This is a genomic window from Catenuloplanes japonicus, assembly GCF_000717135.1.
Taxonomy (GTDB): Bacteria; Actinomycetota; Actinomycetes; order Mycobacteriales; family Micromonosporaceae; genus Catenuloplanes; species Catenuloplanes japonicus.
The window spans coordinates 109,103-121,907 of record NZ_JNXY01000039.1; the positions used below are offsets into that span (position 1 = coordinate 109,103).

16 protein-coding genes are annotated in these 12,805 nt (G+C 71.1%); 11 read left to right on the forward strand and 5 right to left on the reverse strand.

Features of this window, described 5'->3' with window-relative positions:
* Window positions 1–102 precede the first annotated feature (102 nt).
* The 3 genes from OP04_RS41835 (at window position 103) to OP04_RS41845 (ending at window position 3,526) form a co-directional block, all read left to right on the forward strand.
* A complete protein-coding gene (locus OP04_RS41835; RefSeq protein WP_033345551.1) occupies window positions 103–909 on the forward strand; it encodes an Fpg/Nei family DNA glycosylase in 807 nt (268 codons plus the stop codon).
* A gap of 117 nt (window positions 910–1,026) precedes the next feature.
* Window positions 1,027–2,145, forward strand: coding sequence for a carboxylate-amine ligase (locus tag OP04_RS41840; protein WP_033345552.1), 1,119 nt, complete (start codon window positions 1,027–1,029; stop codon window positions 2,143–2,145).
* Window positions 2,146–2,155: 10 nt separating this feature from the next.
* The gene (locus tag OP04_RS41845; RefSeq protein ID WP_033345553.1) at window positions 2,156–3,526 is read left to right on the forward strand and encodes an FAD-dependent oxidoreductase; all 1,371 of its coding nucleotides are present in this window, start codon (window positions 2,156–2,158) and stop codon (window positions 3,524–3,526) included.
* Here the strand turns inward: OP04_RS41845 and OP04_RS56115 are convergent.
* A complete protein-coding gene (locus OP04_RS56115) occupies window positions 3,523–3,939 on the reverse strand; it encodes an ArsR/SmtB family transcription factor (protein ID WP_085067196.1) in 417 nt (138 codons plus the stop codon). The genes OP04_RS41845 and OP04_RS56115 overlap by 4 nt on opposite strands.
* Before the next feature lie 250 nt (window positions 3,940–4,189).
* Here OP04_RS56115 and OP04_RS41855 point away from each other — a divergent pair, with 250 nt between their 5' ends.
* The 5 genes from OP04_RS41855 (at window position 4,190) to OP04_RS41875 (ending at window position 7,087) form a co-directional block, all read left to right on the forward strand.
* Window positions 4,190–4,561 (forward strand): hypothetical protein, encoded by a 372-nt coding sequence (locus OP04_RS41855; RefSeq protein ID WP_033345554.1) that lies wholly within the window; start codon window positions 4,190–4,192, stop codon window positions 4,559–4,561.
* A gap of 414 nt (window positions 4,562–4,975) precedes the next feature.
* Window positions 4,976–5,377, forward strand: a complete 402-nt coding sequence (locus OP04_RS41860; protein ID WP_033345555.1) for a roadblock/LC7 domain-containing protein — start codon at window positions 4,976–4,978, stop codon at window positions 5,375–5,377.
* Window positions 5,367–5,942 carry a GTP-binding protein gene (locus OP04_RS41865; protein WP_033345556.1) on the forward strand — a complete coding sequence of 192 codons (576 nt, stop codon included), beginning with the start codon at window positions 5,367–5,369 and terminating at the stop codon, window positions 5,940–5,942. Before OP04_RS41860 ends, OP04_RS41865 begins: the two co-directional genes overlap by 11 nt.
* 35 nt (window positions 5,943–5,977) lie before the next feature.
* The gene (locus OP04_RS41870; RefSeq protein ID WP_085067197.1) at window positions 5,978–6,286 is read left to right on the forward strand and encodes a DUF6412 domain-containing protein; all 309 of its coding nucleotides are present in this window, start codon (window positions 5,978–5,980) and stop codon (window positions 6,284–6,286) included.
* 39 nt (window positions 6,287–6,325) lie between these two features.
* A complete protein-coding gene (locus tag OP04_RS41875; protein ID WP_063746861.1) occupies window positions 6,326–7,087 on the forward strand; it encodes a YidC/Oxa1 family membrane protein insertase in 762 nt (253 codons plus the stop codon).
* On the opposite strand, the gene OP04_RS41880 is transcribed toward OP04_RS41875, so the two are convergent.
* Window positions 7,041–7,706, reverse strand: a complete 666-nt coding sequence (locus OP04_RS41880; protein ID WP_085067198.1) for a DedA family protein — start codon at window positions 7,704–7,706, stop codon at window positions 7,041–7,043. The genes OP04_RS41875 and OP04_RS41880 overlap by 47 nt on opposite strands.
* Window positions 7,707–7,716: 10 nt before the next feature.
* Entirely contained in the window at window positions 7,717–8,733 is a 1,017-nt protein-coding gene (locus OP04_RS41885) for a LacI family DNA-binding transcriptional regulator (RefSeq protein WP_033345557.1), read from the reverse strand.
* A 107-nt stretch (window positions 8,734–8,840) separates the two neighbouring features.
* On the opposite strand from OP04_RS41885, the gene OP04_RS41890 reads away from it, so the two are divergent.
* Window positions 8,841–10,454 carry an alpha-amylase family protein gene (locus OP04_RS41890; protein WP_033345654.1) on the forward strand — a complete coding sequence of 538 codons (1,614 nt, stop codon included), beginning with the start codon at window positions 8,841–8,843 and terminating at the stop codon, window positions 10,452–10,454.
* Here OP04_RS41890 and OP04_RS41895 read toward each other — a convergent pair.
* Both OP04_RS41895 and OP04_RS41900 read right to left on the reverse strand, forming a co-directional pair.
* Window positions 10,432–10,899 carry a hypothetical protein gene (locus OP04_RS41895; protein WP_051799890.1) on the reverse strand — a complete coding sequence of 156 codons (468 nt, stop codon included), beginning with the start codon at window positions 10,897–10,899 and terminating at the stop codon, window positions 10,432–10,434. The two genes, OP04_RS41890 and OP04_RS41895, sit on opposite strands and share 23 nt — an antisense overlap.
* A gap of 8 nt (window positions 10,900–10,907) precedes the next feature.
* Window positions 10,908–11,261, reverse strand: a complete 354-nt coding sequence (locus tag OP04_RS41900; RefSeq protein ID WP_033345558.1) for a hypothetical protein — start codon at window positions 11,259–11,261, stop codon at window positions 10,908–10,910.
* Window positions 11,262–11,346: 85 nt separating this feature from the next.
* Between OP04_RS41900 and OP04_RS41905 the strand changes: the two genes are divergently transcribed.
* Together OP04_RS41905 and OP04_RS41910 are read left to right on the forward strand one after the other, a co-directional pair.
* Window positions 11,347–11,700 carry a RyR domain-containing protein gene (locus tag OP04_RS41905; RefSeq protein WP_033345559.1) on the forward strand — a complete coding sequence of 118 codons (354 nt, stop codon included), beginning with the start codon at window positions 11,347–11,349 and terminating at the stop codon, window positions 11,698–11,700.
* Between the two features lie 63 nt (window positions 11,701–11,763).
* The gene (locus OP04_RS41910; protein ID WP_033345560.1) at window positions 11,764–12,510 is read left to right on the forward strand and encodes a hypothetical protein; all 747 of its coding nucleotides are present in this window, start codon (window positions 11,764–11,766) and stop codon (window positions 12,508–12,510) included.
* Window positions 12,511–12,805: the final 295 nt, after the last annotated feature.

Sequence of the window (12,805 nt, forward strand, 5' to 3'; positions counted from 1 at the left end):
ACCGCACAGGGGTTTTTGCTCATGTGGAAATTCCACTGTCGAGAGCCGTCGGGTGACCTGCGGATGCGGCCGGGCGGAGTGACGTAGGTATCTTTTTCCACCATGCCCGAGGGACACAGCATTCATCGCCTGGCGCTCGCCCACCGTGAGCTCCTGGCCGGACGGCCGGTCGAGGCGGACAGTCCGCAGGGGCGGTTCGCGGACGGCGCGGCGCTGGTCACCGGCCGTGTCCTGGAGGACACCTCCGCGTACGGCAAGCACCTGTTCCACCACTACGCCGGCGACCGGATCGTGCACGTGCACCTCGGGCTGTACGGCAAGTTCGCCACCGGGCCGCTGCCGGTCCCGGACCCGGTCGGCCTGATCCGGATGCGGCTGGCCGGCGAGCGCGGGTGGCTGGAACTGCGCGGGCCGACCGCGTGCGAGGTGCTGGACCCGCACGGCGTCGCGCTGATCCAGGCCCGGCTGGGGCCGGACCCGCTGCGCGACGACTCGGACCCGGCGCCGGCGTACGCACGGATCGCCCGCAGCAACGCGCCGCTGCTCCAGCTGATCATGGATCAGTCCGTGCTGGCCGGTCCGGGCCTGATCTACGCCACCGAGGTGCTGTTCCGAGCCGGGCTGCCGCCGACCACGCCGGGCCGCGCGCTGAGCGCCGCCGCGTTCGCGGAGATCTGGGAGGACCTGCGCGCGCTGATGAAGGACGGCGTGGCGCAGGGCCGGATCGACACCGTGCACGTCCAGCACACGCCGGAGGCGATGCGGCGCGCGCCGCGCGTGGACCGGCACGGGGGAGAGGTCTACGTCTACCGGCGCGCGGGCCTGCCCTGCCTGGTCTGCGGCACCGCGATCGCGAAGGGCACGCTGGCGAACCGCAATACCTACTGGTGCCCGGTTTGCCAAAAATAGGGTGATCGCTCCCGGGCGCCGCTAGCGTGTTCCGGGAGGGTAGCGCGGCGTGCGGCGGGTTCGGGAAGCTCCCGCCGCCCGCCGACTCCCGGTTACCGGACCTGAAGGGCGGATGACATGACCGCGATGCCGACGATGGCCCCGCCCGGCCTGCTCACCCTCGGCATCGAGGAGGAGTACCTCCTGCTGGCCAAGGACCGCCCGGAGGCCGCGCCCGTGGTCGAGGACGTGATCGACCGCGTCTCCCCGGCGCTGCGCGCGTCCGTCCAGCACGAGTACTTCCGCACCCAGATCGAGGTGGCCGGCCCGCCGGTCGTGGACCTCGCCGCGCTGTGGCGGTCGATGAGCGTGCTGCGCGAGGGCGTCGCGGACGCGGCCGAGGCGGCCGGCGCACGGCTCGTCGCGATCGGTGCCTGCCCGGTCGGCGGCCCGGACTCGCCCGTGGTGGACCAGCCCCGCTACCACCGGATGGAGGAGCGGTTCGGCGCGCTCTCGCCCGGTCACGGGCTCAACGGCATGCACGTCCACGTGGGCGTGGCCGACCCGGAGCTGGCCGTCCAGGTGCTCAACCACATCCGCCCCTGGCTGCCCGTGCTGCACGCGGTCACCGCGAACTCGCCGTTCTACCAGGGCATCGACACGGGGTACGCCAGCTGGCGCTCGGTGATGTGGGAGCGCTGGCCGTCCGTCGGCCCGACGCCGCACCTGGAGTCGTTCGCGCACTACCGCCACCTGCTGGACGACCTGATCGCGTCCGGCGCCGTGCTCGACGAGGGAATGCTCTACTGGTACGGCCGCGTCTCCGCGACATATCCCACCGTGGAGATCCGGATCGGCGACGTCTGCCCGACGCTGGACGACGCCATGCTGGTCGCCGCGCTGGTCCGCGCGCTGGTCGGCACCGCGATCGCGGACATCGGCGCCGGCCTGCCCGCGCCCGCGATCGACCAGCAGCTGCTCACCGCCGCGCACTGGCGGGCCGCGCACGACGGACTGGAGGGCCTCGCGGTCGACCTGGTCAACCAGCGCCCGCGCCCGGCCTGGCACCTGCTGCGCCGCCTGTTCGACCTGGTCCGCCCGCAGCTGGAGGCGCACGGCGACCTGGAGATCACCACGGTGCTGATGAGCCGGCTGCGCTCGCACGGCTCCGGCGCCGCCCGGCAGCGGGCCGCGTTCGCGAAGAACGGCAGGCTCGACGACGTGCTCGACCTGGTGACCGCCGCGACGCGCGGGTAGTAATCGACAGGTGACCACGAAGAGGCTCATCGTCATCGGCGGCGACGCGGCGGGCATGTCCGCCGCGTCCCAGGCCCGCAAGCGGATCCCCGCCGGCAAGCTGGAGATCGTCGCGTTCGAACGGGGCAACCACGGGTCGTACTCGGCCTGCGGCATCCCCTACTGGATCGGCGGCGCCGTCGACGCGCGCGACGACCTGATCGTGCGCACCCCCGAGACGTTCCGGAAAAATCAGGACATCGACCTGCGGGTACGCAGTGAGGTCGTCGCCATCGACCTCCAGGCGCGCACCGTCTCCGTCCAGGCGTCCTCCGGCGACTACGACCTCGGCTTCGACCAGCTGGTGGTGGCCACCGGCGCCACGCCCGTCAGCCCGCCCTGGGCCGAGGTGGACTTCGACGGCGTCTTCGGCGTGCAGACGCTGGACGACGGCGACCGCCTCGCCTCCTGGCTCACCCCCGAGGTCCGCCGCGCCGTCGTGATCGGCGGCGGCTACATCGGCGTGGAGATGGCCGAGGCCCTGATAAACCGCGGCCTCACGGTCACGCTGCTGGAACGCAGCGCCCAGCCCATGTCCACCGTCGACCCCGACATGGGCGCACTGGTCCGCGACGCGATGATCGCGCTCGGCATCGACGTGCGCACCGGCGTCACCGTCACCGGCCTGACCGGCACCGACGGCCGCGTCACCGCCGTCTCCACCGACGCCGGCGAGGTCCCTGCCGACGTGGTCGTGCTCGGCCTCGGCGTCCGCCCGAACACGCTGCTGGCCCGCTCCGCCGGCCTGCCCGTCGGCGAGCACGGCGGCCTCCTGACCGACCTGCGCATGCGGGTGCACGGCCACGAGGACGTCTGGGCCGCCGGCGACTGCGTCGAGACCCACCACCTGATCACCGGCCGCTCCGTGCACCTCCCGCTCGGCACCCACGCGAACAAGCAGGGCCGGGTGGCGGGCATCAACATCGGCGGCGGCTACGCCACCTTCCCCGGCGCGATCGGCACCGCCGTCACCAAGGTCTGCGACCTGGAGGTGGCCCGCACCGGCCTGCGCGAACGCGAGGCCACCGAGGCCGGCTTCGATTTCGTCACCGCCACCGTCGAGTCCACCAGCCGCGCCGGCTACTTCCCCGGCTCCCAGACCATGCACGTCAAACTCCTGGCCGAGCGCCGCACCGGCCGCCTCCTCGGCGCCCAGATCGTCGGCCGCTCCGAGGCCGCCAAACGCATCGACGCGCTCGCCGTAGCCCTCTGGTCCGGCATGACCGTCGAGGAGATGACCGCCCTCGACCTGGGTTACGCCCCACCCTTCGCCCCCGTCTGGGACCCGGTGCTGATCGCCGCCCGCAAGGCATCGGACGCAGTCCACGCCGCCTCGTTCTAGCCGGCGTGGGCGGTGGGCGGCTCGGGCGGTGCCGGCCCGGATGGCGAGCGGGACCCGCCTCGCTCACCGCGCCCACGACGAAACTCGCGTGCTCTTCCCCGACCACCGCGGAACCGGCTCCGACGCGAAGCGGCAAGCGGAGCGCCGGCGGAGTCTTGGCGCGCAGCGAGGGCGACGTCCGGCGTGCTCAGCGCATACATCACCAGCGGCCCATCACGATATGTCAGAACAATTCCGGCACGTCGCAGGACGGCCAGCTGCTGGGACAGGTTCGACGCCTCGACGTCGATCTCGGACAGCAGGTGGCGGACCGGCTTCGGGCCGTCCTGGAGGAGTTCCAGCACCCGGATGCGGACCGGGTGGCCCAGCGTCCGGAACATCTCGGCCTTCGCCTGGTAGAGCGGCACCGACACGGCTGGGACCTGCCTCGCTCGAGGGCGGCTTGACTGGTTGCGCAGTTGCAGAAGTGTGCAACTCGCGTGCCGCGCTGAGTTGAAGCTTGTGACAGCCTGCGCACCCCCAGTCGCACAGATTGTGCGACTCCTGTGCGTCGGACGGGCCCATCCTCGTAACCCGTAGCCGGCTCACGTGCGTCTGCGACCGCCGGACCCGGTCGAGCTGACCCTCGGCCTCCCCAACGGAGCCCTCACGGAGGCAAACCCAATGCCAGACATGGACGTCGCACTGAAGGACGCGATGCAGATCGACGGGGCCATCGGTGTGGCGCTCGTCGATTACACCAGCGGGATGGCGCTGGGCATCGCGGGCGGGAACAAGGACTTCGACCTGACCGTGGCCGCGGCCGGGAACACCGACGTGGTGCGCGCGAAGCTGCGCGCGATGGAGATGCTGCAGCTGCGGGACGAGATCGAGGACATCCTCGTCACGCTGGGGGAGCAGTACCACCTGATCCGGCCGCTCAAGGCGCGCTCGGGCAAGGGGCTGTTCCTCTACCTGGCGCTCAACAAGTCTCGCGCGAACCTGGCGCTGGCGCGTCACCAGCTGCGCCGGATCGAGGAGTCGATCGACGTCTGACTCCCGGAGCCCGGTGGGCGTCCCCCGGCCGGGACGCCCACCGCCGGGCCGGTCACGATCGGCTACTCAGAGTGACAATCCGATTGTTGAACGCATGAAGAGCCGCAAATCTACCGATCGATCTGTCGGCATTCCGACGCACGTGAAGAACGTTCCACAAGGGAGCGATTGCGGAGAGCACCGGTCTCGTCACGCACAACGGAAAACCGCCTCCCGCCTGTATCTCCTGTTGCACAACGAGGGATGATGTCCCCGTCGCACAGGAGAATCGGGAAGGGCCGCCGGGATGTTCTCAGCGAGAAATGCGCCATGCGTACCACGCGCGGTTCCGGCCGCACTCTCGGTGACCAACGTCAGCGGCGGAGACGGCATCGACCGGCACGACGGTCACGGAACGTTGTGGGAGACTGCGGCATGACGTTGTTCAGCCAGCCGGGATGGCTCCTGGACGAGCTCATCGAGAAGGTGCCTCATACCCGGCAAGCGGTGCTCCTCTCCGCGGACGGATTGTTGATCGGCGCCTCCCGCGGGCTCTCCCGGGAGGACGGCGAGCACCTGGCCGCCATGGCCTCCGGTTTTGCGAGTCTGGCGCGGAGCGCCAGCCGCCACTTCGACGCTGGCGCGGTGCGCCAGACGCTGCTGGAGATGGAGGACGCGTTCCTCTTCATCAGCTCGGCCGGCCGGGGCTCCTGCCTCGCCGTGCTGGCCGGGTCCGAGGCGGACATCGGCCTGATCTCCTACGAGATGGCGCTGCTGGTCACGCGCGTCGGCGACAACTTCTCCGTCTCACACCGGGCTGGTTCCGATGGCCGCTGAAGAACGACGCGCGCCCGTCGCGCTGAAGGTGCTGGTCGCCGGCGGGTTCGGCGCGGGTAAGACGACGATGGTCGGCGCGGTCAGCGAGATCCGCGTGCTGCAGACCGAGGAGATGCTCACCGACGTCAGCGTCGGCACCGACGACCTGTCCGGCGTCGAGGGCAAGACCTCCACCACGGTCGCGATGGACTTCGGTCGCATCACGATCGACCAGGATCTGGTGCTCTACCTGTTCGGCACGCCCGGCCAGGACCGGTTCTGGTTCCTCTGGGACGAGCTGGCCCAGGGCGCGCTCGGCGCGGTCGTGCTGGCGGACACGCGGCGGCTGGCCGACTGCTTCCCGTCGATCGACTACTTCGAGACCCGCGGCCTGCCGTTCCTGGTCGGCGTGAACTGCTTCGACAACGAGCAGAAGTTCAGCCCCGCCGCGGTACGCACCGCGCTGGATCTGGACGACGACGTGCCGGTCGTGCTCTGCGACGCCCGGGACCGCGCCTCCGGCAAGGAGCTCCTGATCGAGCTCGTCGAGTACGTGATCAAGAAGAACAGCGCTCGACGCGGCTAGGTATCGTTGGCCGGGACCGTGACCGAGGGAGTGGAGTGCAGGTGCTGCTGACCGGGTTCGTGTGGTCGCTGTGGGCGTGGGCCGCCGCACAGCTGACCGCGCCCGGTGCCAGCCCCGCCGAGCTGCTCGCCTCCGCCGCGGTCGCGGCCGCCGGCCTGGTCGCGGTGGTGCTCGCGGTGCACCTCGCCACCGGGCGCCTGGCCGGCCCCGGGCGGCCCGCGCTGCACCGTGGCTCCGCGCTGCGCGCGCGTGCGCTCAGCGCGCGCACCCCTCGACTCCGTGATCCGGACGCTGCCGGGCGATCCCGCCCGCGAGCCCCGGCGACCCTCCCCTCGGTCGCCTAGCTCGTTCCCGTCCAGATCTTCCCGTTGAGGGGTTTCTCCATGCTCGCGTTCGGCCCGATCGACGGGGCCGCCGGCATCGCCGGCACCGTCGTGTCCTCCATCGCCTCGTTCACCGCGCCGCTCACCGGCACGGCCGCGACCGCGATCGCCATCATCCTGTTCACCATGGGCGTCCGGCTGCTGATCTCGCCGCTGACCTGGGCGCAGATCCGCGGCCAGCGTCGCACCGCCGCGCTCGCACCCCGGCTGCGGGAGTTGCAGGACAAACACAGGAAGGATCCGGCCGCGCTGCAGGCCGAGATGATGAAGCTCTACCGGGAGGAGGGCGCGAGCCCGCTCGGCGGCTGCCTGCCCGCGCTGCTGCAGATCCCGTTCTTCACGGTCATGTACCGGCTGTTCACCACGCCGCAGATCGCGGGCGAGCACAACGCGCTGCTCGACGAGCGGTTCTTCGGCACACCGCTGGACGCGCACGTCACGGACGGCGGCCTGGTGCTGTTCGGCGTGCTGCTGACGATGCTGACCGTGCTGGCCTGGTGGTCGTCCCGGCGGATGGCGCTGGTGCAGGCCGCGACGCCGGTCTCGCCGGACGCGCCGCCCGGCCAGGCGCAGATCATGCGGCTCATGCGCTACCTGCCGTACGGCACCGTGCTCTTCGCCTGCATCGTGCCGCTCGCGGCCGTGCTCTACCTGGTCACCACCACGACCTGGACCGCGGTGGAACGGCTGGTGCTCGGCGCGGACCGGCACCTGCTCACGGCTGCCGCGCCCGCTTCCGCCGCCGGGCCCGGACGCGGCTGACGATCCACGACCCGGCGATCCAGGCGAAGACGGCCCAGATCGCGATGTCGAACCACTGGTTGTACCGCTCGATGTCCTGCCAGCGGGAGCCGAGCGCATAGCCCGCGCCGATGAAGATCGCGTTCCACACGCCGCTGCCCAGCGCCGTGAACGTGAGGAACAGCGGCATGGGCATGCGGTCGGCACCCGCGGGCACGGAGACGAGGCTGCGGACGACCGGGATGCAACGGCCGGCCAGCACGGCCCATTTGCCGTGCTTCTCGAACCATCTGTCGGCCTTCTCCAGGTCGTCCCGCTCGACCAGCGGGACCCGGTCCAGCCAGCGTGTGAGCCGTTCCTCGCCGAGCCCTCGGCCGATCCAGTAGAGCGCGACCGCGCCGGCCAGCGAGCCGAGCGTGGCCGCGACCCAGACCAGCACCAGGTTCACGCTGCCCTGGTTGGCCAGGTAGCCGGCCAGCGCCAGTACGACCTCGCTCGGGATCGGCGGGATCAGGTTCTCCAGCGCGACCAGCAGGCCGACGCCGATCTCGCCGAGCGACTCGATGATGCCCGCGACCCACCCGCTGAGGCCGGTCAGATTCTGGGAAGGGCCGTCGGCGCTCAGCGGTGGGGTCGTCACCGTCGTTCAGCTACCCGCCGTTCACCCTGCCGAAACGAGCGGAACTGGCCCGGACCTCCAGGTGCGTGGCGAGCGTGATCGTCGACGGCGGGCGGCCCGGCTCCGCGATCCGCTCGCTCAGCAGCCGCGCGGCGGACCGGCCCAGCTCGTAGGTCGGCTGCGCCACCGTGGTCAGCGCGGGCCGGATCAGCGGAGCCCACGGCAACTCGTCAAAACCCACGAGCCCGACCTCACCGGGTACGGACACCGCGCGGTCCTGCAGGCAGCGCAGCACACCGAGCGCGAGCCGGTTGCCGGCGGCGAACACCGCGTCCGGCCGCTCGCCCAGCGCCAGCAGCTCACGCATGGCGTCGTACCCCGCCTGCTCCTGGATCCCGGTGTAGCGGATCAGCGCGTCGTCCACCGGGCGGCCGTGCTCCTGCAGGGCCTGCCGGTAGCCGTCCGCCCGCTGGGTCGCGGTCGAGGCCGTGCGCGGGCCGGTGACACAGGCGATGCGCCGGTAACCGGCCTCGATCAGGTGCGCGGTCGCGGCCTGCGCCCCCAGCTCGTTGTCGACCAGCACGGTGTCCACCCGCAGGTCAGCTGCCTGCCGGTCGACCACCACCACGGGCACGCGCGCGTCCATCAGGCGGCGCACGTGCGGCGCGCCCGGACCGGCCGGGGCCACGATCACGCCGGCCATCTGCTCGGCCAGCGCGGCGTCGACGTACCCGCCCTCCTTGTCCTCGTCGTCGTCCGCGTTGCAGAGCACGAGCGAGAAACCGGCGAGCCGGGCCGCGTCCTCCACGCCGCGGACCATCGAGGTGTAGAAGGGGTCCCCGACATCGGGGATGATCACAGCCCAGAGCGTCGTACGGCTGCGCCGCAGGTTCCGTGCGACCGCGTTCGGCCGGTAGCCGAGCTCCTGCATGGCACGCCTGACCCGTTCGACCAGGGCCGGGTCCACATTCGCGTGGCCGTTGACCACGCGGGAAACGGTTGCCGGGGAGACTTCCGCGCGCCGTGCGACGTCGTAGATGGTCGCCATCGCTCCTCGTTCGTTCTGATTCTCCCTGCGCCGCGCCGGTCCCCGCGCCCATGATCTCATCCATCCGTGTCGGTTTGGTGTCGGCCCGGCATGGAAACCCCGTGGTCATGAATGAGCGGTGGTACTCGAAGGCGGTCGTCTACTGCCTGGACATCGACACGTTCCAGGACTCGAACGGCGACGGCGTCGGCGACATCCGGGGACTGATCGGCCGGCTGGACTACCTGGCCCGCCTCGGCATCACCTGCCTGTGGCTGCACCCGATCCACCCCTCACCGAACCGCGACGACGGCTACGACGCCACCGACTTCTACAACATCGACCCGCGCTTCGGCACGCTCGGCGACTTCGCGGAGCTGCTGCACGAGGCCCGTAACCGGGGTATCCGGGTGATCATCGACCTGGTGGTGAACCACGTGTCGAACGAGCATCCCTGGTTCCAGTCGGCGCGGTCGTCGCCGGACTCGCCGTACCGTGACTGGTTCGTCTGGTCCGAGGAGGCGCCGTCCGACCGCAAGCAGGGCATGGTGTTCCCCGGCGAGCAGGACGAGACCTGGACCTACGACCGGACCGCGAAGGCCTGGTTCTACCACCGCTTCTACGACTTCCAGCCGGACCTGAACATCACCAACCCGGAGGTCCGCGAGGAGATCAAGAAGATCTGCGCGTTCTGGCTGCAACTGGGCGTCTCCGGCTTCCGGATGGACGCGGTGCCGTTCATCATCGAGCGCACCGAGCCCGGCAACCCCGACTCGCCGAAGGACTTCGCGTTCCTCAGCGAGCTGCGCCAGCACGTGCAGTGGCGCCAGGGCGACGCGCTCCTGCTGGCCGAGGCGAACGTGGAGCCCGCCGAGCTCACCGACTACTTCGGCGGCCGGCTGCACATGCTCTTCGACTTCATGCTCAACGCGCGGCTGATGCTGGCGCTGGCCCGGCACGACCCGGAGCCGGTCATCGACGCACTCCGGGACACGCCCGCGCTGCCGGACGGCGCGCAGTGGGCCACGTTCCTGCGCAACCACGACGAGGTGGACCTGTCCCGGCTCACCGCGGACCAGCGCGCGGACGTGTTCGAGGCGTTCGGCCCGTCGCCGGACATGCGGCTCTACGACCGGGGCATCCGGCGGCGGCTCGCGCCCATGCTCGGCAACGACCTGCGGCGGATTCAGCTGGCGTACGCGCTCCAGTTCAGCCTGCGCGGCACACCGGTGCTGCGCTACGGCGAGGAGCTGGGCATGGGGGAGGACCTGAGCCTGGAGGGGCGGATGGCGATCCGTACCCCCATGCAGTGGTCCCCGGCCCGGAACGCGGGCTTCTCCAGCGCGGACACGCTGATCCGGCCGCTGGCCGAGGGCTGGGAGACGCTGAACGTCACCGTGCAGCGCAACGACCGCCAGTCGCTGCTGTCCTGGTTCGAGCGGATGATCCACACGCTGCGCGAGGCGCCCGAGGTCGGCGCCGGATCCTGCGAGCACGTGGACGTGCCGGTCCCGCGCGGCGTGCTCGCCCACCGCGCGGTGGACAGCACCGGCAGCATGCTGTTCCTGCACAACCTGGCCGACAGTGCGTGCGAGGCCGACATGTCGTCACTGGCCGCAGAGGCCGGCTACCCGGTCGAGGTGCTGTCCGACGACGGCTACGACCCGATCACCGACGACCTGGCCACGGTCGCGCTGAACGGCTACGGCTTCCGGTGGATCAGGCTCCGTCGGAATTCGTGACCGGCTCCGTGACAGGTTTCGTGGCCGGCTCCGTGATCGGCCTGGTGGTCCTGTGCAGCCAGAACAGGCCGACGAACGGCAGCACCAGCGGCACGTAGCCGTAGCCCTGGCCGAAGCCGGACCACACGGTCGCGTCCGGGAACGCCTGCGCGTCGAACACGCTCAGCAGCCCGACCACGATCACGCCCACCAGCTCGACGACGATCGACACCAGTGCCACCCGGCGGCCCGCGGTCGAGTTGCGGGACAACGCGATCGCCGCCACCAGGTAGATCACGGCCGCGACCGCGGACAACGAGTAGGCCAGCGGCGCCTCGCCGAACTTCGTGGCGATCTGCACCCCCGCCCGCGCGCCCGCGGCCAGCGCGAAGATGCAGTAGATCACCAGGATGACCCGGCCGGGCCCGCGCCCGGTCGGGCGCATTCCGCTGTGCTCGCTCGTCATGTCGCCGTCTATCCCCAGATCTGTTCCAGCCGGAGCACCAGCACCGGGATCACCAGGCAGCCCACCGAGATCGTCACCGAGCCCCACTTGGTCGGCTCCATCCGGCCCAGCACGAACGCCACCGCCGGCCAGCACACCGTGGTCACGATGTAACCCACGAACGTCTCCAGCTCGGCCGGACGCTCACCCCGCAACAGCGCCACACCGGACACCACGCCCATCGCCACCACGCCGGCCTGCAGCACGATCAGACCGGCGAACTGCACCCGATCCGGTGCGCGGTCACGGAACCCGGCAAAACCGGCCCAGGCCGCCACCGCGAGGGAGGCGATAATGATCGCTAGGTCGAGTGGTCCGCTCACCGGGCGTCTCCATGGTGCACGGGGCCACTCTACGCGTGGGCCCGCCTCGCGGGCGTCGGCCGCGAGCGACGGTGGAGAGACCAGAATGACCGCATCCGAACCCGCCTCGATCGACGTGATCAGCTGGGTCTGCCACGCCGCCAATCGCGCGTTCCAGCAGGCCATGGGCGATGCCCGGCCGTCGGCCGAAGAGCCGGAGGAATGGGAGCGCGCGGCGACCGAGGCCAGCGTCCGCCGCGTCCTCGCCGGGGCCACACCCGCCCAGCTGCACGCGGACTGGTGTGACCTCAAATACAGGGACGGCTGGCGGTACGGCCCGGACAAGGATCCGGTCGCGAGAACCCATCCGTGCCTCGTGCCGTACGACCGGCTCCCCGACGCGGAACGACGCAAGGACGCGCTGTTCCATGCCATTGTCCGGGCCCTCGCCGGGCCGTGACCGGCACGTGATTTCGGACCCGGAAGATAGGGGGAACGTCCGGGATCGGGGAGGGTCGAGGCCGTGTTCGAGGACTTGTCGGTGGCGATGTGGGGCCTGCTGATCGCCGGAGGCTCGGTGATCGTGGCGCTGATATTCCTCGCCGTCGTCAGCCTGACCACCCGCGAGTCCGTGAAGGCGCCGGACCCGGCCCTGCTCCGCGAGGCCGCCGACGAACTGGCCGAGCTGGCCGCCGTCGCCTACGCGAAGGCGGGCCGTGCCGCCGCGGCGGCCGAGCAGGCCCGCACGGCCGCCACCGACGCGGAGGAAGCCCGGGACGAGGCCTGGCGTGTGCAGGAGATCGCCGACGCCGCCTACGACGCCGCGCGCAAGGACGTGGAGGACGCCGCCGCGGAGATAGCCGCAGCCGCCGCGATGCAGGCCTACAACGCCGAAGGCGAGTCGTCGTCGACGTCGGAGGAGGACACCGACGAGCGCGACCGCACGGTCTCCCGGGCGGCGCTGGGCGCCTACAAGCGCGGCGAGATCTCGGTCGAGGAGCTGCGCGACGTCTTCCGGGTCGCCACCACCGACCAGTCGCCGATCCAGAGCGAGCGCGAGCGCGTCGCCTACCGCTACCAGACCGAGCAGCGCGCGGCCCGTCGGCTTCACGACCGGGCGGCAGCCACGGCACGGGCCGCGGACGAGGCAGCCCGGATCGCGGAGATCGCGGCGATAGCACTGGCGGAGGAGGCGGCGCAGGCCGCAGCCGAGGCGCACGAGGCGATGCTGGTCGCGCGCCATCACACCGAGCGCAAGCGGCGCCGCTGACCTGGCCTCGACTGCCAGGTCAAGATCTAGTTCGTTTCCCGCTTCCGGCGTGGTGCAGCCCGTTTGCTCCCGCGGGCAAACCTCCGGCGGGCCGAAGACTCCGCTGGCGCTCCGCTTCGGCCCGCCGATCGGAGCCGGTTCCGCTGTGGTCACGGAAAACCAGGAATCGTGCGGCTTCGCGGGATGCCGCCGGTGTGTGGCTAGCGGATCGGGCACTGGCGCGCCCGAAATTTCATGATATTGGCGATGTGGGGCTGCGTGATCATGGCGGCGGGTGTGGGGTGCGTGCTTCGGG

Bases quoted from the DNA above. Each gene is read 5' to 3' on its own strand.
- OP04_RS41835 (WP_033345551.1), top strand. From the start codon at position 103: ATGCCCGAGGGACACAGCATTCATCGCCTGGCGCTCGCCCACCGTGAG.
- OP04_RS41890 (WP_033345654.1), top strand. From the start codon at position 8,841: ATGAATGAGCGGTGGTACTCGAAGGCGGTCGTCTACTGCCTGGACATC.
- OP04_RS41905 (WP_033345559.1), top strand. From the start codon at position 11,347: ATGACCGCATCCGAACCCGCCTCGATCGACGTGATCAGCTGGGTCTGC.
- OP04_RS41885 (WP_033345557.1), bottom strand. From the start codon at position 8,733: ATGGCGACCATCTACGACGTCGCACGGCGCGCGGAAGTCTCCCCGGCA.
- OP04_RS41860 (WP_033345555.1), top strand. From the start codon at position 4,976: ATGACGTTGTTCAGCCAGCCGGGATGGCTCCTGGACGAGCTCATCGAG.
- OP04_RS41840 (WP_033345552.1), top strand. From the start codon at position 1,027: ATGACCGCGATGCCGACGATGGCCCCGCCCGGCCTGCTCACCCTCGGC.
- OP04_RS41855 (WP_033345554.1), top strand. From the start codon at position 4,190: ATGCCAGACATGGACGTCGCACTGAAGGACGCGATGCAGATCGACGGG.
- OP04_RS41895 (WP_051799890.1), bottom strand. From the start codon at position 10,899: ATGACGAGCGAGCACAGCGGAATGCGCCCGACCGGGCGCGGGCCCGGC.
- OP04_RS41875 (WP_063746861.1), top strand. From the start codon at position 6,326: ATGCTCGCGTTCGGCCCGATCGACGGGGCCGCCGGCATCGCCGGCACC.
- OP04_RS41865 (WP_033345556.1), top strand. From the start codon at position 5,367: ATGGCCGCTGAAGAACGACGCGCGCCCGTCGCGCTGAAGGTGCTGGTC.